Annotated in this window: 19 protein-coding genes; 11 read left to right on the top strand and 8 right to left on the bottom strand. The window is 63.9% G+C overall.

The features are described 5' to 3' along the window. The first annotated feature begins 1 nt into the window (after window position 1). The gene (locus ACT3TS_RS00095) at window positions 2-892 is read left to right on the top strand and encodes an SseB family protein (RefSeq protein ID WP_444529457.1); all 891 of its coding nucleotides are present in this window, start codon (window positions 2-4) and stop codon (window positions 890-892) included. A gap of 129 nt (window positions 893-1,021) precedes the next feature. On the opposite strand, the gene ACT3TS_RS00090 is transcribed toward ACT3TS_RS00095, so the two are convergent. Next, window positions 1,022-1,429, bottom strand: coding sequence for a DUF1844 domain-containing protein (locus tag ACT3TS_RS00090; protein ID WP_444529456.1), 408 nt, complete (start codon window positions 1,427-1,429; stop codon window positions 1,022-1,024). A 280-nt stretch (window positions 1,430-1,709) separates the two neighbouring features. Between ACT3TS_RS00090 and infC the strand changes: the two genes are divergently transcribed. The 5 genes from infC to ACT3TS_RS00065 all read left to right on the top strand — a co-directional run bounded on the left by infC (window position 1,710) and on the right by ACT3TS_RS00065 (window position 5,908). Beyond that, window positions 1,710-2,912 (top strand): translation initiation factor IF-3, encoded by a 1,203-nt coding sequence (infC, locus tag ACT3TS_RS00085; RefSeq protein WP_444529455.1) that lies wholly within the window; start codon window positions 1,710-1,712, stop codon window positions 2,910-2,912. A 103-nt stretch (window positions 2,913-3,015) separates the two neighbouring features. Beyond that, entirely contained in the window at window positions 3,016-3,210 is a 195-nt protein-coding gene (gene rpmI, locus ACT3TS_RS00080; RefSeq protein WP_038467906.1) for a 50S ribosomal protein L35, read from the top strand. Window positions 3,211-3,317: 107 nt separating this feature from the next. Continuing rightward, window positions 3,318-3,701, top strand: a complete 384-nt coding sequence (gene rplT / locus ACT3TS_RS00075; protein ID WP_444529454.1) for a 50S ribosomal protein L20 — start codon at window positions 3,318-3,320, stop codon at window positions 3,699-3,701. A 65-nt stretch (window positions 3,702-3,766) separates the two neighbouring features. Further along, a complete protein-coding gene (locus tag ACT3TS_RS00070; protein ID WP_444529453.1) occupies window positions 3,767-4,678 on the top strand; it encodes a TrmH family RNA methyltransferase in 912 nt (303 codons plus the stop codon). A 231-nt stretch (window positions 4,679-4,909) separates the two neighbouring features. Further along, window positions 4,910-5,908, top strand: coding sequence for a cation diffusion facilitator family transporter (locus ACT3TS_RS00065; protein WP_444529452.1), 999 nt, complete (start codon window positions 4,910-4,912; stop codon window positions 5,906-5,908). Between the two features lie 64 nt (window positions 5,909-5,972). Here the strand turns inward: ACT3TS_RS00065 and ACT3TS_RS00060 are convergent, their stop codons facing one another. Further along, window positions 5,973-7,184 (bottom strand): cation:proton antiporter, encoded by a 1,212-nt coding sequence (locus ACT3TS_RS00060; RefSeq protein ID WP_444529451.1) that lies wholly within the window; start codon window positions 7,182-7,184, stop codon window positions 5,973-5,975. Between the two features lie 161 nt (window positions 7,185-7,345). Continuing rightward, the gene (locus ACT3TS_RS00055) at window positions 7,346-8,560 is read right to left on the bottom strand and encodes an MFS transporter (protein ID WP_444529450.1); all 1,215 of its coding nucleotides are present in this window, start codon (window positions 8,558-8,560) and stop codon (window positions 7,346-7,348) included. A gap of 137 nt (window positions 8,561-8,697) precedes the next feature. On the opposite strand from ACT3TS_RS00055, the gene ACT3TS_RS00050 reads away from it, so the two are divergent. Together ACT3TS_RS00050 and ACT3TS_RS00045 are read left to right on the top strand one after the other, a co-directional pair. After that, the gene (locus ACT3TS_RS00050) at window positions 8,698-9,141 is read left to right on the top strand and encodes a (deoxy)nucleoside triphosphate pyrophosphohydrolase (RefSeq protein ID WP_444529449.1); all 444 of its coding nucleotides are present in this window, start codon (window positions 8,698-8,700) and stop codon (window positions 9,139-9,141) included. Window positions 9,142-9,227: 86 nt separating this feature from the next. Continuing rightward, complete coding sequence (locus tag ACT3TS_RS00045; protein WP_444529448.1) at window positions 9,228-9,419, top strand: DUF5302 domain-containing protein; 192 nt, start codon at window positions 9,228-9,230, stop codon at window positions 9,417-9,419. A gap of 117 nt (window positions 9,420-9,536) precedes the next feature. On the opposite strand, the gene ACT3TS_RS00040 is transcribed toward ACT3TS_RS00045, so the two are convergent. Continuing rightward, a complete protein-coding gene (locus ACT3TS_RS00040; RefSeq protein ID WP_444529447.1) occupies window positions 9,537-10,751 on the bottom strand; it encodes an Rv2578c family radical SAM protein in 1,215 nt (404 codons plus the stop codon). 207 nt (window positions 10,752-10,958) lie between these two features. Here ACT3TS_RS00040 and ACT3TS_RS00035 point away from each other — a divergent pair, with 207 nt between their 5' ends. Then, window positions 10,959-12,458: a long-chain-fatty-acid--CoA ligase gene (locus tag ACT3TS_RS00035; RefSeq protein WP_444529446.1), complete on the top strand. Its 1,500-nt coding sequence runs from the start codon at window positions 10,959-10,961 to the stop codon at window positions 12,456-12,458. Between the two features lie 170 nt (window positions 12,459-12,628). Here the strand turns inward: ACT3TS_RS00035 and ACT3TS_RS00030 are convergent, their stop codons facing one another. The 4 genes from ACT3TS_RS00030 to ACT3TS_RS00015 are packed head-to-tail and all read right to left on the bottom strand — an operon-like array spanning window position 12,629 to window position 14,879. Then, a complete protein-coding gene (locus ACT3TS_RS00030) occupies window positions 12,629-13,267 on the bottom strand; it encodes an SIMPL domain-containing protein (protein ID WP_444529445.1) in 639 nt (212 codons plus the stop codon). Between the two features lie 3 nt (window positions 13,268-13,270). Beyond that, window positions 13,271-13,753, bottom strand: a complete 483-nt coding sequence (locus ACT3TS_RS00025; protein WP_444529444.1) for a hypothetical protein — start codon at window positions 13,751-13,753, stop codon at window positions 13,271-13,273. Next, window positions 13,750-14,292 carry a hypothetical protein gene (locus ACT3TS_RS00020; RefSeq protein ID WP_444529443.1) on the bottom strand — a complete coding sequence of 181 codons (543 nt, stop codon included), beginning with the start codon at window positions 14,290-14,292 and terminating at the stop codon, window positions 13,750-13,752. Before ACT3TS_RS00020 ends, ACT3TS_RS00025 begins: the two co-directional genes overlap by 4 nt. Then, complete coding sequence (locus ACT3TS_RS00015; RefSeq protein WP_444529442.1) at window positions 14,289-14,879, bottom strand: hypothetical protein; 591 nt, start codon at window positions 14,877-14,879, stop codon at window positions 14,289-14,291. Before ACT3TS_RS00015 ends, ACT3TS_RS00020 begins: the two co-directional genes overlap by 4 nt. 151 nt (window positions 14,880-15,030) lie before the next feature. On the opposite strand from ACT3TS_RS00015, the gene pheS reads away from it, so the two are divergent. Together pheS and pheT are read left to right on the top strand one after the other, a co-directional pair. Then, on the top strand, window positions 15,031-16,125 hold the full coding sequence (gene pheS, locus ACT3TS_RS00010) for a phenylalanine--tRNA ligase subunit alpha (protein ID WP_444529441.1): 1,095 nt from the start codon (window positions 15,031-15,033) through the stop codon (window positions 16,123-16,125). Between the two features lie 3 nt (window positions 16,126-16,128). Continuing rightward, complete coding sequence (gene pheT / locus ACT3TS_RS00005) at window positions 16,129-18,672, top strand: phenylalanine--tRNA ligase subunit beta (protein WP_444529440.1); 2,544 nt, start codon at window positions 16,129-16,131, stop codon at window positions 18,670-18,672. Window positions 18,673-18,689 lie beyond the last annotated feature (17 nt).

Genomic DNA, 18,689 nt, shown 5'->3' with positions numbered 1-18,689 from the left:
CATGACTGAGCTGCCCAAGAAGGCACTGCCCGGACATATCGCCGCAGCCCTGGCCGGAGCCGGTGGCGCAACCGATTCCGCCGGGCAGCCTTGGGCCGGCCGGGACCTGCCCGCGCAGGAAAAGTACCACAACTTTGACACCGACGACGGCGCCATGGACCCCGGCTATGCCGCCGCCTTGGCGGCGCTTGCCTCGGGAGACGGGACGGAAGCACAGGTCGTCGCGTCGCTGGCCCACGCCCGCGTCTTCATCCCCATCGTGGCCCAGCTGGCGGAGCAGACGATAGGGGAGAACGGCCTGGCATCCGACAAGGAGTCGGACATGGCGCTGGTGACGTTGCAGGGCCCCGACGGCCGACGGGCGCTGCCGGCTTTTTCCCATGCCGAGGCGCTGACCCGGTGGCATCCGGAGGCGCGGCCCGTGGCTGTTTATGCCGCACGTGCCGCGTTGTCGGCCGTGGCCGAGGAGGCGCAGCTGCTGGTTGTGGATCCAGGGTCGCAACGGCCGTTCGTGGTCCGCAGGCCAGCCATGTGGGCGCTCGCGCAACAACAGAACTGGCGTCCGAGCTACGCGGACCCGGTGGTTGCAGAGGTGCTTGAACTCTCCGTGGCCGCCCTGGACCACCCCCTGGTGGCCGGTATTTCCGCCGACGCCGGACAGGGCATCGGTTCCCGGTGGGACACCGCCGGTGACCAGGCCGGACGCTTGGTTCCCGGTGGCGGCACGGGACCTGAATTGTGTGTCACGCTGACCCTGCTGCCCGGGCTCGACCAAGCCGCCGTCAACGACGTGCTTGCGCGCCTGCAGGAATTCTGGGCCGCGAATGAAGACTTTGCCCAAGCGGTGGATTCAGTCCAGATCCGGCTGCGCAGCCGGGACCCGCAGGCCTGATTCACGGCAATAAAAAATCCAGTTTGCAGTTGTTGGACGAAAATCACGTTTTTTCGGTGATATACGTCCAACAACTGCAAACTGGAATTTGGTGCGGGTGCGGGTGCGGGTGCGGGAGCGGGGAAGAGCTTAGTTGACCGCGCCGGTGAACTTCTCGCCCGGGCCCTTGCCCGGTGCATCGGGGAATTCCGAGGCTTCGCGGAAGGCGAGCTGAAGCGACCGCAGACCGTCGCGCAACGGTCCGGCGTGCTGGCTGCCAATTTCCGGTGCTGCCGCCGTTACGAAGCCGGCGAGGGCCGTGATCAGCTTGCGGGCCTCGTCCAGGTCCTTCAGTCCCTCGGCGTCGGGTCCGGCGGCCAGCCCGCACTTCACCGCGGCGGCGCTCATGAGGTGAACGGCCGCCGTCGTGATGACTTCAATGGCCGGAACTTCGGCGATGTCTCGCACCACCGAGGCTGCTTCTGTGTCCGTCAAGGCCTCCTCGGGGGCTGCCTGAAACGTGTTGCGGGTGTCCGAATTATTATCTGGGGTACTCATGCTGCTAAGCTTGTCACAGACCGACTCGATGCTGTTATTTATCGTGCGTCCTGAAGATGAAAATCACAGGCCAAAGAACTGCGGCAGCAGCGAGTTTGCAAGTGGAGTCCTCTCCCACCTTTCGACCCATTATTGGCGTTGTCTGGTTCAGGTTGGCGCCTTCCCCGTTCGGGAAGGCAGGCAAACCCCGTTTCGGGGGAGCCGCGCCGATCATTCGAGGCCTCCATTGCATCAGCAAATTGGGGGCCTTCTCCGTTGCTGGTGGCATTCACCTTTTCTTATGCAACAGGAGCTACACATTAGCGAGCCACGCATCAATGATCGAATCCGCGTCCCCGAGGTGCGGTTGGTTGGGCCAGCAGGCGAACAAGTTGGGATTGTCCGCATTGAGGATGCCCTTCGTTTAGCAGCAGAGTCCGACTTGGATCTGGTTGAGGTAGCGCCGACGGCCAAGCCGCCGGTGTGCAAACTGATGGACTTCGGCAAGTACAAGTACGAAGCCGCTGTCAAGGCTCGTGAAGCCCGCAAGAACCAGACCAACACCGTTTTGAAGGAAATCCGTTTCCGCCTCAAAATCGACAAGCACGATTACGAGACCAAGCGCGGGCATGCCGTGCGCTTCCTCGGTGCCGGTGACAAGGTCAAGGCCATGATCCAGTTCCGCGGCCGTGAGCAGCAGCGCCCCGAAATGGGCATCCGTCTTTTGCAGAAGTTCGCTGCCGAGGTCGCCGAGGTCGGCGTCATCGAATCGAGCCCCCGCATTGACGGCCGCAACATGGTCATGGTCATTGGTCCGTTGAAGAACAAGGCTGAAGCCAAGGCCGAAGCCCGCCGCAACCAGCAGCGCGCCGACGCAAAGGCCCACAACGAAGCAGTTGCCAATGGCACCGCCCGTGTTGACGTTGACCGTGACAACAAGGTGCCGATGACCCAGTCGTTGGCTGACTTGCTGCCCGAAGGACTGCACCTGAACGAGGACGCCGCGGCGCCCGCAGCCGACGCAGCCAAGTCCGCTGCAGCACCGGCAACCGAAGCTCCGGCAGCCGACGCCCCCGCGGCCGAGGCAGCCAAGGAAACGGCCACTGCGGAAGCTCCCGCAACTGCGGCTGCACCCAAGGTGAGCGCTCCGGCAGAAACGCCGGCTCCCGCCGTCGCCCCTGCCAAGGCACCCGTCAAGGCTGCGGCACCCAAGGCAGCCCCCGCCAAGGCAGCTTCCGCTGCCAAAGCCCCCGCACCGGCAAAGGCACCCGCAGCCAAGGCACCTGTTGCCAAGGCTGCCGACAAGCTGGCCGCAGCACCGAAGCCGGTCGCTGCGCCCAAGCCTGTCACCGCCAAGCCCATCCCCATGCCGAAGCCGATGGCCAAGCCCGCAGCTGCAAAGCCTGCGGCCAAGCCGGCAGCCAAGGCAGCAGCAAAACCGGCCACCAAGGCTGCCTCTGCAAAGAGCGCACCGGCGGCTGAAACCCCCAGCTCGGCTGAATAAGGTCTCACCTTTTCAGCGGTGAATACACCCACACAGTGACCCAACCAGTCGCTGCAAGAGAACCACAGGCAGCGCCGGTGGATACGTAAGGAGACAGGTCCTCATGCCTAAAATGAAGACACATAGTGGTGCCAAGAAGCGATTCAAGCTGACTGGTTCCGGCAAGCTGCGCCGCCAGCAGGCCAACCGCCGCCACTACCTGGAGCACAAGCCTTCCAGCTTGAAGCGCCGCCTGAAGGGTGACCTGCTGGTCGCCAAGGCTGATGTGCGCAACATCAAGAAGATGCTCGGCATCTAATTTCGCAAGTCAATCGGTGTGATTTCCAGATTCGGGACTGACACCATTCATCAAAGCCTTCCCCGGCATGATTGGCTTGGGATCTTTAAAATTGAAGGAGTACGCACGTGGCACGTGTGAAGAGGGCTGTAAACGCCCATAAAAAGCGTCGGGTTGTTCTTGAGCGCGCAAAGGGTTACCGCGGACAGCGTTCACGCCTGTACCGCAAGGCCAAAGAGCAGCTGCTGCACTCGTTTGTGTACAGCTACGGCGACCGCCGCAAGCGCAAGGGTGACTTCCGTCGCCTCTGGATCCAGCGCATCAACGCTGCATCACGCGCCAATGGCCTGACCTACAACCGTTTGATCCAGGGCCTGAAGGCTGCTGAGATCGAGGTTGACCGTCGCATGCTGGCCGACCTGGCCGTCAACGACGCCGGTGCATTCGCTGCTCTGGTGAATATCGCCAAGGGCGCGCTGCCTGCTGACACGTCAGCTCCGGTAGCAAAGTAGCATTTAGTTTTTCCCAGGAACGTCCAGTTCCTTGTTCATGAGCAGTGACTGCTAAAGTCCTAAGCATGAATGAACCCGGGCGCCCGCCAGCAGAAGCAATGACCAATCCTCGAGCAGATCGGGTGCGGGATGTTGCCAAGCTGGTAGGGCGCTCGGGCCGTTTAAAGCGCCGCCAGTTCCTGGCCGAGGGGCCCCAGGCTGTCCGTGAGGCGCTCCGGGCGCACCACGATTGCCTGGCTGCCGGCGGCACTGCCGTTGTTGAAGCCATTTATGCCACGGTCGAGAGCCTGAAGAAGTTCCCCGAGCTGCTGGAATCGGCGTCCGCCCCGGGGTCCCGCCTGCAAGTGCGGATCGCCAGCGAATTGGTTCTGGCCGCCATGACGGACACCGTCTCACCCCAGGGCGTGGTTGCCGTGTGCAACTTCGTGGATGTGCCCCTGGAGGAAGTCATTGCCTCCAAACCCAAGCTGATCGCCATGTTGTGCCGGGTCCAGGACCCGGGAAATGCGGGCACCGTCCTGCGTGCTGCCGATGCCGCCGGTGCCGACGCCGTGATCTTCTCGCAGTCCAGTGTTGACATTTACAACCCGAAGGCCGTGCGCTCCACAGCCGGCTCCATCTTCCACCTGCCGGTTGTGCTTGGTGCAGACCTGGCCGAAGTGGTGGCGGCCGCCTCTGCCGCCGGCATTGGCATTCTTGCCGCTGACGGTTACGGCCAGTTGAATCTCGATTTGCTCCAGGATGAAAGCGCCGCACGGTCCTTTGACCAGGAAATTCCCGACGCCACCTATGACCTGGCCGAGCCCACCATGTGGCTCTTTGGCAACGAGGCCCAGGGGCTTGCCGGGGAGGAAAAAGCCCTGGCCGACCACCGCGTGGCAGTGCCGGTGTACGGCGCCGCCGAGTCCTTGAACCTTGGCACGGCCGCGACCGTGTGCCTGTACGCCAGCGCACGCGCCCAGCGCCGCGGAGTCTAGCGGCTCCTGTGGTTGTGCCGGCGTGCCGTTGCTGACTCTTGGAGCTGCTGAGCCGGACGACGGCGGGACGCGGCCGGGGCGTGCATGCCCGGTCAGGCGCGGCCGTTCCCTGTGCAGCCGCGGTGCCTGGCTTGGACGCTTGTGCGGCGGCCCGGCTGTACACTCTCTTTGTGGGCGCCGCGTTCACGCGGCCCGTTGATTGGGCTGCACACGATGGAGGGGGAGGCCACTGTGTCTCAACAAGGCGGTAACAAGGCGATAGTGGCAGCGTTGGCTGCGAACCTGTCCATTGCGGCGATGAAGTTCCTGGCGTATTTCCTGACGCTGTCCTCATCCATGCTGGCAGAGGGCATCCACTCTGTTGCCGACTCGGGCAATCAATTGCTCCTGCTGATCGGCGGGAAGAAGGCCAAGCGGCAAGCCAGCCCGGAGCACCCCTTTGGCTATGGCCGTGAACGCTACGTCTACGCCTTCATCGTCTCGATCATCCTTTTCAGTGTGGGCGGCTTGTTTGCCCTCTACGAGGCCTTCGAAAAATGGCAGGACCCCCACGGCATTGAAGGCCGTTGGTGGTGGGTCCCGCTGGCCGTGCTGCTCGGCGCCATCGCCATGGAAGGGCGGTCTTTCCTTGTCGCCGTCAAGGAATCCAATCTGACCCGCGGCACACGCAGCTGGCCCGAATTCATCAAGACGGCCAAGGCACCGGAACTCCCCGTCATCTTGTTGGAGGATTCCGCGGCGCTGGTGGGGCTGATCTTTGCCCTCTTCGGAGTCACGGTGACACTGCTGACCGGAAACGGGATCTGGGATGCCATTGGCACTGGTTTGATCGGCGTTCTGCTGGTGTGCGTCGCCATCATCCTGGCGGTGGAAACGAAGTCGCTGCTGCTGGGGGAGTCCGCCACGGCTGAGGACGTCCGTGCCGTGGAAGCGGCCCTTGTCGGGCCCGGCGTCAGCAGCGTCATCCACCTTAAGACCATGCACCTGGGTCCGGAGGAACTGCTGGTGGCAGCGAAAATTGCCGTTGACGCCTCGGAAACCGGGGCGGAGATCGCCGAAGCCATCAATGCCGCCGAACAGCGCGTGAGGACGGCGGTGCCCATTGCGACGGTCATCTACCTTGAGCCAGACATTTATTCAGCCAGGCAGGCAGCCACTGCCGCTGACACTTCGGGCCAGCAAGTAATGCCCGCCAGCGACGGCGAGCCCGTGACAGGCGAGCGCAACTAAAGCCGACCCGTCCCGGCGGCCTCGGCGGCCTGTCCCACCCGGCCGACTGCCCACCCGGCCGGACTCAGCCGGCGCTGGTATCCGGCCCGGGCCTGGGCCCCCGTTTTCGTTGGGCCAGGGCCAGCGCCGGGAAAAACAATACCGACAGCATTCCGGCACCGATCAAGGCGGTGGCGATTCCTGACGGCAGGTACCCGCTGTCCACGCCGATGGCCGTGACGGCGACGATGATCGGGAGTCCAGTAGCCCCAAAGAAGGCGATCGCCCACCTGTCGGCCCAGGGAGACCTTTTCGGTGCGGCCAGGACGTTGGGAAGTCCCCGGACAACGAGCAGCACAATCAGGAAGATCGGCACCAACGCCAGGGTGAAGGCATTTTTAAACACCCCATCGAGGTCAAAAGACAGCCCCGTGTTGATAAAGAACACCGGGACAAGGAACCCAAAGGCAACAGCATCGAGTTTGGTTTCAACAACGGCTGCGTCACCGGGGCCGGCACCGTCAATGAAAACACGCCAGAGTATGCCACCGGCAAATGCGCCCAGCAACAGGTCGAGCCCAAAGACCGTGCTGAGCGCAACGGAACCGGCAACTATGAGCAACACCAGGCGGACCCCGAACTGGCCGCTGCTGTGCAGGGTCGCAGCTGTCAGCCGGTGGAAATGGCGGTGATTGCCCCTGGCCGTCAGCCAGATGGACAAGGCCACAATGACAACAAAGACCACAAGGAACACGGCTGAGGCCCCGAAGTCACGGCCGCTCAGAAACAACGAGATGGCAAGCAGCGGACCAAACTCACCCACGGTTCCGACCGCCGCCACAGCCCTGCCGAAAATCGTCCTGGATTCGCCTGCGTCACGCAAAATTGGCAGCAAAGTCCCCAACGAGGTCGTCGCTACGGCGATGCCGACAAGAATTGCCGCCTCGACGCTCGGGACCCCGGCGCCGTCGACAATGAGCAAGCCGACAGCAATGCCAGCCGCAACCGAAATGAGCCAGGCCAGTCCGGCCCGGCGCAGCGGCCTGCCCTTGATGGCGCCAAAATTGAGTTCATTGCCGGCCATGAAAAACAGCATGGCAAGGCCAAACTGGGACATCGTCTCAATAAAGGCGGTGGGTTTGACCCACCCGAGCAACGCCGGGCCAACGATCATGCCCAGGAGGATCTCAAACACAACGAGTGGCACCTTGACCACACGGCCCGTAACGGCGGCCAGCATCGGAGACGCAGCGGCGATCAACGCGACAACGGCAATGCTTATCGGCAGGTCGAACATGTCAGCGTCCTTTGGCCCGGCGGGAGCCCGTGCCAACATGTCCAGCGCTACAAGACAGGTCAGGCGTTGTCCTGGCGGCAGTCATTCGGCCGGTAGGACCATGATAGTCCCCGGGCTCCAGCCGGCACTCCGCCAGGTCTCCCGCCCGGCGAGCCGGGCGTCTAGCTCGTGGCGCGCCTGCGGGCAGTTTTCTCCAGCAAACCGCTGACAAGGGCGATGACCAGGCCCAGCACTGCGAGTGCGGCACCGACCATGGCCGGGGCCGTGTACCCCCAGCCCCAGGTGATGACCAGCCCGCCCACGAAGGCGCCAAGCGCATTGGCCAGGTTCAAGGCGGAATGGTTCAAGGAGGACGCCAGTGTTGGGGCGCCCGGGGAAACATCCAGCAGCCTGGTCTGCAACGAGGGAATGAGCATGGCGCCCGAGGCGCCAATGACGAAGATCATCAGCAAGGCCATCCACTGGATGTGGACCGACACCGCATAGATGACAAGCATGGCGGCAATGAAACCCATGACCAGGTAGATGCTGCCCATGACGGACCAGTCGGCGATCCGGCCGCCGACATAGTTTCCAACCACCATCCCCACCCCGTACAAGCCAACGATGATGGGCAGGAAAGCGGGGGAGAAGCCGGCGACGTCGGTCATGGTGTTTGCCACGTAGGTGTACACCGCGAAGAAGCCGCCGAAGCCGACGACGCCGATCAAAAGCGTCAGCCACACCTGGCCGCGGCGCAGTGCGCCCAGTTCCTTGCGCAGGCTGGCATCAGGCTGTGCCTTCTGGGCCGGAACAAAAAGTGCCATGCAGACCATGCTGGCCACACCGATGATGCCGACCAGAACGAACAACCAGCGCCAGCCGAACTGCTGGCCCACAAAGGTTGCCAGCGGCACGCCCAGCACATTGGCCACGGACAAGCCCATCATGACCATGGAAATGGCCCGGCCGCGCTTGGTGGGCACCACCATGGAGGCCGCCAGCACGGCTGCCACGCCAAAGAAGGCACCGTGCGGCAGGCCCGCAATGAAACGGGTGACAAGCAATGTCGTGTAGTCATGGGCGAACACCGAGAGCAGGTTGCCCACAGTAAACAAGGCCATCAACGCCAGTGCCAACGTCTTGCGCGGCATTTTCGCACCGACGGCAATCAACAGCGGCGCCCCAATGACAACTCCCAGCGCGTAAGCGGAAATCACGTGTCCGGCAGTCGGCACGCTGACGCCCACGCCTTCGGCCACGTTGGGCAGAAGACCCATCATGGCAAACTCGGTGGTGCCGATTCCAAAGCCGCCGATGGCCAGGGCCAGGATTGCCCACGCCACAACCCTCGGTGAGGCGGGCTTGGCGTCGCGCTGTGATTTAAGCAGGGTCATGAATTTTCTTTCGGAGGGTGGGTTTCGTCCGCTGCCGCACTGTGCTGGGCGGTCGGTGTCGGCGCCCCAAGGCCGGGGCCGCGCAAGGCGAGGCATGAAGCTGCCGTGTCCAGTCTAGTTCGACCTAGACTGGAGGGGTGACTACGCAGAAACAGATAGTGGGCGCCGCGCTGGTGGATTCCCTTGCCCATCCCGTCAGGCTCCTGGCTGCCCGGCGGACTGCACCGCCGGAACTGGCCGGCATGTGGGAGTTCCCCGGCGGCAAGATTGAGCCCGGCGAAACCCCGCAGGAGGCCCTCCACAGGGAGTTGGCAGAGGAGTTGGGCATCACGGCGGAGCTGGGCGCCGAACTGCAGTGTCCGACGTCGGACGGCTGGCCCCTGAACGCCAACGCCGCCATGCGCGTGTGGCTGGCCCAAGTGACCAACGGCACGCCCGAACCCTTGGAAGACCATGACCTGCTGCGCTGGGTGGAGCTGGCGGGACCCGAAATTCTCGAGTTGGAGTGGATTCCGGCGGACCTCCCAATCGTGCAGGCCCTTGTGTCCTTCACGGCACGGCAATATTCGACCCGGCAATAGCCGGCGGGAAAAAATGGCACGGCGGCTGTTGAATTTCTGCCGCCCTGTGCCAGACTGGGTGCAGAAGACCCCAAGGAGGTTGTGCCATGACGAGTGAAAACCACGACGAACAAGCCCCCACCGGTGCCAGTGACGAAACGAAGGAAAAGTTTCGCCAGGCCCTGGAAAACAAGAAAAACAAGCAGCATGGCAGTGTTGGAGCCGCCACTGATGCAAAGATCAGCGCATCACACGGTGCAGCCGGCCACAAGCGTGAATTCCGCCGCAAGAGCGGATAAGCCAACAGTTGACACTCCATCATTGTTTGACTAGTTCGTGATCGTCTCCCGCGTGTTGGCGGGCGGTCCGAGTCCTGGCAGCCGTCCTGGCAGCCGTCCGGGCGGTCAGGACTGAGGTCAGAACAAGGTGGGGGCCAGACTGGCCAAGGCGGGATCCTCCCCGGGGGATTCCGCCTTTTTTCTGCCCGGAATGCCCCTGAAGCCTGTTGTGGGGACATCGGTTCCGGCCCCGCGGGCTAGTCCGGCACCGCCAGCTGTTGGGGCATTTCCCGATATTGCAGCGTTCGACGGCAGGCTGCCGTGGGGATATTCGCCTTCTTCGCGCCGGGGATCATGAACAAACCCCTGGGCGCTGAAACCGTTGCGCGCCTTCGCCTCATTCACCCGGGCCGCAAGCCATTGGCGATACTCCTTTGACGCGTAGGAGCCAGCGCCGTAGAGGCGCTGGTACCGCCCCACCAAGGCGGGATGTTCGCGGGCCAGCCACTGCATGAACCATTCCCTGGTGCCTGGACGCAGATACAAGGCACCGGCGCTCACCCCGGTTGCGCCCGCGCCGGCCAGCGCCGCAAACAAGGCGTCCAGCGATTCCTCGGAATCGGTCAGCCAGGGGAGGATGGGCATGGCCATGACACCGCAGGGAAGGCCGGCATCGCGCAGTTTGCTGATCAAGGCCAGCCGGGCCTTGGGAGAGGGTGTCCCGGGTTCCAGTGTGTGGGCCAGGTCTTCATCCAGCAAAGCCAGCGAAATTCCCATGCCCACGCTGACTTGTTCTCCAGCCCTGCGCAGTGCCGGGATGTCCCTTGCCAGCAACGTCCCCTTGGTCAAAATCGAAAACGGGGTGCCGGAATCTGCAAGCGCCGAGATGATCCCGGGCATGAGCTGGTAGCGGCCTTCAGCCCGCTGGTAGGGGTCGGTGTTGGTTCCCAGCGCCACATGCTCGTGCTGCCATGACGGCTTGAACAGTTCCTTGCGCAGCACCTGCGCCACATTGACCTTGACGACAACCTGGGAATCAAAATCTACGCCCGGGTCAAAATCCAGATACGTGTGGCTTTTGCGGGCGAAGCAATAAACACAGGCGTGCGAGCATCCCCGGTAGGGATTCACCGTCCATGCAAACGGCATCGTTGAGCTGGGCGGGACCTTGTTCAGCGCCGATTTGGAAAGCACCTCATGAAAGGTGATGCCGGCAAAATCCGGTGTCTGGACACTTTTGACCAGTCCTGCCAGTGGCAGCAGCGGTTGCGTCGTGCCCTCTGCACTTTGTTCAGGGCTGGTGGCTTGGTCGGGGAAAAGTGGCTGGTTGAGTTCTTGATTTGTCCACCGCATGAGTCGATTAGAACATATATTCTAATCAGGCGCAATGGGCCCCGGTGAAAAATATTTGTTACCGACGGGTAGTGATGTGTCGTGAATCACTCCGCCTGGCGTTATGGTGGAGGCATGCGGGCGATGTTGCCCCAGCTGCCCGGCCCGAACCGGCATCAACGACGATGCCGTCCAGCGCCTGCGCAGTCCCAGTACAAAGGAGCAGTCATGACGAACCTGGCCACCATCGTCCCAGCCTCGGCCGAACGGAACCCCGGCGGGGTCGCCATCAAGCTGGACGACATTGAAATCTCATTTGGCGCGCTGGAGGTGCTCAGTGCCAAGGTTGCGGCACTGCTGGCCGCCCGAGGGGTGAAACCTGGGGACAGGGTGGCCTTGATAGCACCAAACCTGCCGCAGATGCCCGCCATCTACTACGGAATCCTGCGTTACGGTGCCATCGTGGTGCCGCTGAATCCGCTGCTCAAATCCCGCGAGGTTGCCTACCACCTCAGGGATTCAGGAGCCAAGCTTGCGTTTGCCTGGGAGGGGGTCATGGGGGAGGTGGAAGGTGGCGGCGCCGAAACTGGCACCGCAATTATTCCCATTGACGCCGGCTTTATGGCGCTGCTGGCACCCTTGGATCCGCTGTCCGCGATCGCCGCCGCTGACAAGGACGACACCGCCGTCATCCTGTACACCTCCGGGACCACCGGCAAGCCCAAGGGTGCCGAACTGACACACGAAAACCTGCGCAGCAACGCCGAAGTGTCCGTCAGTCTCTTTTCCAGCCGGGACGGCGACGTGATCTTTGGCGGGCTCCCGTTCTTCCACATCTTTGGCCAGACGTGTGCGCTGAACTCCGCGGTGATGGCCGGTGCAACCGTGACGCTGCTGCCCCGATTTGATCCGGTCAAGGCCCTGGAAATCATCCAGCGTGACAAGGTCACCATCTTTGAGGGGGTGCCGAGCATGTACATCGCCTTGCTGCGCGCCCCCGGGCGGGAGAACTACGACCTGAGCAGCCTCCGCCTGGCCGCATCGGGCGGGTCGGCACTGCCGGTGGAGATCCTGCACGAGTTTGAGACCACCTTTGATGCCACCCTGCTGGAAGGTTACGGACTGTCGGAAACGTCACCGGTTGTCACCTTCAACCAGATGGACGGCATCCGCAAGCCCGGCTCCGTTGGCACCGTGGTGGCCGGAGCACAGGTGCGGATCGTCGATGACGCGGGTGCCGACGTCGAACTCGGCACGGTGGGGGAGATTGCCGTGGCCGGGCCGTATGTCATGAAGGGTTACTGGAACAACGCCGAGGCGACGGCCGCTGCGATCCCTGACGGCTGGTTCCGCACGGGCGACTTGGGCCGCAAGGACGAGGATGGCGTGTTCTTCATCGTGGACCGCAAGAAGGACATGATCCTGCGTGGCGGCTACAACATCTACCCGCGCGAGATTGAGGAAGTCCTCTACGAGCACCCTGCCGTGGCCGAGGCTGCCGTCCTGGGCAAGCTCGACGACGCCCACGGCGAGGAGGTCTGTGCCGCGGTGTCACTCAAGGACGGTGCCGAGGGCGCCGACGACCCGGATGCCCTTGCCGCCAGCATCCAGGAGTTCGTCAAGGCCCGGGTTGCCGCCTACAAATACCCGCGCCAGATCATCATCATGGACGAACTGCCCAAGGGACCCACCGGCAAGATCCTCAAGCGCGAGATCAGCATGCCCTAGCGGTTGCGGGCGGTCGGCGTCGCCGGCTCCCTCGCGGGCAGTAAGATTTCTTCGGTCGCTGGGCGACCTTCAAAAATCCATCCCCGCTCCGTGAGCCGGCGTCGCCGTCAGGTGCCGCACGGTGAGCCGGCGTCATCGCCAGGGAACGCTGCCCGTCCGGCGCTCCGCGGCTAGTTCAGCAGCCAGGTGGCTTGGACGGCGATCGTGACATCGCTTTGGCCGGGTGCGATCGCCATGGCACTGTCAGCGACCAGGGCAGCCCGCGCCATCATCGGACGGGGCCCGCCCTGCGGCGCATTGACTTCGACGACGCCGGACAGCTCCCCGAGGGTGCGCCCGGCCAGCCTGGCGTACAGCTCGGCCGCCCGGAGGGCGTCCGACCAGGCGGCGGTGCGGGCTGCGTCCTGCGCGGCCGACGGATCTGTGACCACCGGTGAGAGCCCGTTCAGCCGGACGTTGTTGTTGCCGGTGTCCACGACAGCGGCGATGACGTCCTCGGTGTCTTTGCCGTAATCCAGCGGAACCGTCAGGGTGCTGGAGACTGTGTAACCGGTGACGATGGTGCCCGTCCCGTCCTGCCAGCGGGTGTCGACGCGCACATCGAGTGACGTTGAGCTGACGGAGTGCTGCTCGACCCCGTTGGCGAGCAGCGTAGCGGTGACGGCGTTGACTGCTTCGCTGGCTGTCGAGTAGGCGGCGCGCACGGTTGGCTGCGAGGCTTCGATGCCAATGTTGATGTTGAAATGGTCGGGGGCTGCCTGCGCGGTGCCTTGGCCGGTGACGGTAATGGAGCGCGGTGTGTCAGTCATTGATCAGTTCCTTGTCTGTGGTGACGAATGCTTCGTTGGTGTTGCTGAGGTTTTGGGCTTGAGAAACGGCAGCCGGGCAATCGTGGGCAGCTCGCGGTACCCGCCCAACGCAAGTCCTGCGTTGCGTTCAAAGAAGTTGCGGCTGCCGGGATCACCGGTCCGCCACCACGAGTATGCGGCGCAGGCGAAATACAGCGGCAGGAACGGCAGGCCCAAGCACCATGCGTATTGCGTGGCATGCCCGGATTCATGGGTCAACAGCTCCGGCCGGGAGTCGATGAACGCCCTGTCCGCCCGGTAGAAAATCACATTGCCCACCGTGAAGGCGCCCGCCAGCGGGAGTTTCGGCTGGTAGTCGGTGCCCAGGAGCAGCCCTTGCGGGCCCTTCTCAACAGGGGTGCGGGTGAGCGCGGCCAGCAGGAGCCCGGCCGCCGTCGAAAGGTTCACGGCGTTGGCGACGGCACGAATCCGCAGCGAGACTTTCACGATGCGGCTCCCTGGACAGGAATGGTTTCGGAATCAGTGGGTGTGAGCGCCTTCAACGCCTCAAAGGTGCCTGGCAGGGAGTGGCTGCAGTTGTCCATGGGCCACTGGGCGTTGACCGCCTGACCATCAGCGTTGATGAGCCAGATGGCCGGAAGGATTTCGCCGTAATCAAGGCAGGATGCGTTGCCGCCGCGCTCGCTGGGTTTCGCCAGGGCTGCCAGCAACGGCGCATAGTCACCGGAGAGGTGTTCCCGTGTGACCTCGCCATGCATTTCGCCGGGCGTACAGCTAACCACCTCAGTGGGGGCAAAGCCGTCGGGCACCCTGCCCTTGAGCAGCATGGCCGGTTCCGTTGCGGCGATCTCCCAGCCCGTGGCAGTGGAACAGTCGACGGCGGACTGCAGCGCCGCCGGTTCCGGCAGGTATTGAGTGGGGGAGGAGGGGGAGGAACAGGATGCAATGAGCAGGAGTGCACAGGCCCAAGACGCCCGCAGCAGAACGCGGCGCGACGATCCAACCGTACAGTCCGAAGTCATCATCTGCCCTGCCCCGGAACAGGAGACACCAGGATGTTGACAACGTTCAACGCATCAATGGCCTTTTGTGTGTCAGGCTTGCCCATCGTCATGCCACAGGTGTCGGTGGGCCATTGCGCTTGTACTGCGTCCCCTGCGGCGTTGACCAGCCACAGGCCCAGCCGCAGCTCCATCATCGCTGGGCAAGCAACGTTGGCTTCGCCCCGGTCGCTGGGTACTGCCAGGGCTGCCAGCAATGCCGTGAAGTCACCAACACGCTCTTCCTGTTGAACAAGGCGGGTGGATTTTCCGTTGACTGTTTCTTCGCCCGGACGGCAGACGAACACCTTGTCAGGCACAAACCCTTCCGGCACAGAGCCCATCAAGGTCGAGACCGGTGGCGTCTCGGGGCCGTCGGGCCAGCTGTTGTCCATGGAGAGCAGGCAGTCAACGCTTTGCTGCACAACGGCTGGAACCGGATGGTATTGCGTTACCTTTCCCGTAAAGACGGTGCATCCGGTCAGCGCCAGCGAACCCAAGGCCAGCGCAAGGCAGGCCAACAGCGCCAGGCGCGATGCCGGCGTCGTACATCTGCTGCGAAGGGAGCCCATGAGCGTTAGCGTAACAAGGCGGGCGGGCAAATGGGTCGCGACGAGGTAAAGAGTTGGGTTCAAAACAGGCGCGCGCCGTCAACTAGACTGGGACAGGCGGGAGGAGCTACCCCGCCGCTTACTCGCACACGAGCTTAGGTAAAAACTGTAGATGTCTGAAATGCCCCAAAAGACGGCAGAGATGCCCGAACCAACCACTGAACCCGCAACGGTCCCGGATCCGCTGGACGAAGCAGCCATTGGCTCAGCCGTCGACAACGCGCTCGCAGCCATTGCCGCCGCCGCCACGCTGGATGAGCTGAAGACCGCCCGGCTGGCGCACACCGGTGAAAAGTCGCCGCTGAGCCTTGCCAACCGTGAGATCGGCGGTCTCGCGAAGGAATTCAAGGCTGCCGCCGGCAAGCTCATGGGCGGCTCACGCGGCCGTGTTGCGAAGGCGCTCGCAGCCCGCACCGAAGTTCTCGAGGCTGAGGATGCCGCGCGCATCCTGGTCGAGGAGACCGTTGACGTGACGGCTGCACCGCGCCGCCGCCGTGCCGGTGCCCGCCACCCGTTGTCCACGCTTCAGGACCGCGTCTGTGACATCTTCGTGGGCATGGGTTGGGAAATTGCTGAAGGTCCCGAGCTGGAATCGGAATGGTTCAACTTTGACGCGTTGAACTTCAAGCCGGACCACCCCGCGCGTGAAATGCAGGACACCTTCTTCGTGGAGCCGCCCGAAGCCCACCTGCTCATGCGCACCCACACCTCACCGGTGCAGGTTCGTTCCCTGCTGGAACGTGAGCTGCCCGTCTACGTGCTGTGCCCCGGCAAGGTGTTCCGCACCGACGAGCTCGACGCCACACACACGCCCGTGTTCCACCAGTTCGAGGGCCTGGCCATCGACAAGGACCTGTCCATGGCGGACCTGCGTGGCACGCTGGAGCATTTTGCCCGCCAGATGTTTGGTGATGAGGCCAGCATCCGCCTGCGCCCGAACTTCTTCCCCTTCACCGAACCGTCGGCCGAGCTAGACATTTGGCACCCCGGCGCCAAGGGCGGCCCGCGCTGGATCGAGTGGGGCGGCTGCGGCATGGTCAACCCGAACGTGCTCCGCGCGGCCGGCATTGATCCGGACGAATACTCAGGATTTGCCTTCGGCATGGGCATCGAGCGCACGCTCATGTTCCGCAACGAAGTGGGCGACATGCACGACATGATCGAGGGCGACGTACGATTCAGCGAACACTTTGGGATGGAGATCTAAGCGGTGCGTATTCCACTGACTTGGCTGCGCGAGTATGCGCAGGTACCGGCGGGCGCAACCGCCGAAGACGTAATGACCGACCTGGTGAAGGTTGGTTTCGAAGAAGAAGATGTGCACCGTCCGCTCGATGAAATCAGCGGCCCCATCGTGGTGGGCCAGGTCCTGACCCTTGAGAAGGAACCGCAGACCAACGGCAAGACCATCAACTGGTGCACCGTCCGTGTGGTGCCCGAAGGCGCCGCGCAGACTCTGGACTTTGACGGCATTGATCCCTCCGGTGTGCAGGGCATTGTCTGCGGCGCGCACAACTTCGAGGTGGGGGACAAGGTTGTTGTCACCCTGCCCGGCGCTGTGCTGCCCGGCGACTTCCGCATCACCCCGCGGAAGACCTACGGCCATGTCTCTGCCGGCATGATCGCCTCCGTGCGCGAACTCGGCATGGGCGAGGACCATGACGGCATCCTGGTGCTCGCTACCCTGGGCCTTGACCCGGAGCTGGGCACCGATGCGCTGGAGCTGCTGGGCCTGACGGACGAAGCAGCCGAAATCAATGTCACCCCGGACCGCGGCTACGCGTTCAGCATCCGCGGTGTTGCCCGCGAATACGCGCACGCCACGGACAGCGTCTTCACGGATCCGGCATCGCTCGTTTCGGTGACGGCCGCCTCCGGTGAGGGGCACGCCGTCGTCCTTGCCGACGAGGCGCCGATCTACGGCCTGCCGGGCTGCGACAGGTTTGTGGCCCGCACCGTCACCGGAATTAACCCAAGCGCGCCAACTCCGACATGGATGTCCTCGCGCCTGCGCCTGGCCGGAATCCGCTCCATCTCCCTGCCCGTGGACATCTCCAACTACGTCATGTTGGAACTCGGCCAGCCGCTGCACTTCTACGACGCCGACAAGCTCTCCGGCCCGATCACGGTCCGCCGTGCCGCCGCCGGCGAAACGCTGAAGACCCTTGACGGGAAGGCCCGCAAGCTCGACGCCGAGGACCTGCTCATCACCGACGATTCCGGCCCCATTGGGGTTGCCGGCGTCATGGGCGGGGCCTCCACCGAGGTCACCTCCGCCACTGTGAACGTGCTCATTGAGGCCGCGCATTTTGAGGAAGTGTCCATCTCCCGCTCGCGCCGGCGCCACAAGCTGCCGTCCGAGGCGTCCAAGCGCTTCGAGCGCGGCGTTGACCCCGAGGTTGCCGACGTTGCAGCCCAGCGTGCCGTGAACCTCCTGGTTGAGTTGGCCGGCGGCACCGAGTCTGCAGCGTCCACCGACGTTGGCACCCCCGCCGTGGTGGCACCGGTGTTCCTGACGTCCGGGTTCACCTCGGCCCGCATTGGCATCGAGTTCACGCAGGCCCAGATCATCGGTTCGCTGACGGATTTGGGTGCCGTCGTGGACAAGGTCGACGGCGGATATTCCGTCACGGCCCCCAGCTGGCGTCACGACCTGCTCACCAAGGAAGACCTGACGGAGGAGGTGGCCCGCCTGGTGGGGTACGACCTCATCCCGGCAACCCTTCCGACGGCACCTCCGGGCCGAGGCTACTCCCGCGTCCAGCAGCAGCGCCGCCGTGCGGTCCAGGCCCTGGCCGACTCCGGGCTGACCGAAATTCTGGCGTACCCGTTCGTGTCGAAGACGTCCAACGACACCTTTGGCGTGGCCGAGGCCGGTGCCGCCCGCACCGCCGTGAAGCTTGCCAACCCGCTCAGCGAGGAATTCGGTTTCCTGCGGACCTCCGTGCTGCCGGGCCTGATCGAGATCGCCAAGCGCAACCACTCGCGCGGCTTCCACGACCTGGCCCTCTTTGAATCGGGCCTGGTCTTCCTGCCGGCCGAGACCCTTGGCACCGCATCGATTCCGCCGCTCGGTGTGAAGCCCTCAGACGAGGTCCTCGATGCCCTCCATGACGGGATTCCGTACCAGCCGCTCACCATGGCTGCGGTCTTCACCGGCAAGGATTCCCCGGCTGCCCCTTCGCATGCGCCGCGTGCCTGGGACTGGGCCGATGCGATTGACGCCGCCCGATTGGTGGCCGACGTCGTGGGTGTGGAACTTGTCGTGACACAGGGCTCGCACCAGGCGTTCCATCCGGGACGTGCTGCGGAACTGACGCTGCGCAACGGCGACGTTGTTGGCTACGCCGGCGAGCTGCACCCGAAGCTGCTGGCTGAGCTGCACATGCCCGCCCGGACGGTGGCCATGGAAATCAACGCCGAAAAGGTGTTTGCCGCTGCGGCCGACGTCATTGTTGCCAAACCGATCTCCACCTTCCCCGTGGCGACCCAGGACGTAGCCCTGGTGGTTCCCGCAGAGATCCCGGCACAGTCCGTGCTGGAGACCCTGCGCGAAGGCGCGGGGGAGCTCCTCGAGGATGTGGCCTTGTTTGACGAATACCAGGGAACCGGCATTCCGGAGGGCCGCAAGTCGTTGGCCTTCGGCCTGCGCTTCCGCGCCACAGACAGGACGCTGACCGCCGATGAGGCCTCGGCCGCCCGGGCATCCGCCGTCGAGCTTGCTGCCGAAAGGTTCGGCGCCACCCAGCGCTAGCAGGCACAGTTCCATCC

The sequence above is a fragment of the Specibacter sp. AOP5-B1-6 genome (assembly GCF_052376555.1).
GTDB lineage: Bacteria > Actinomycetota > Actinomycetes > Actinomycetales > Micrococcaceae > Specibacter.
The sequence above is the reverse complement of the archived record's forward strand: the minus strand, read 5'-3'. Positions and strand labels throughout refer to the sequence as shown.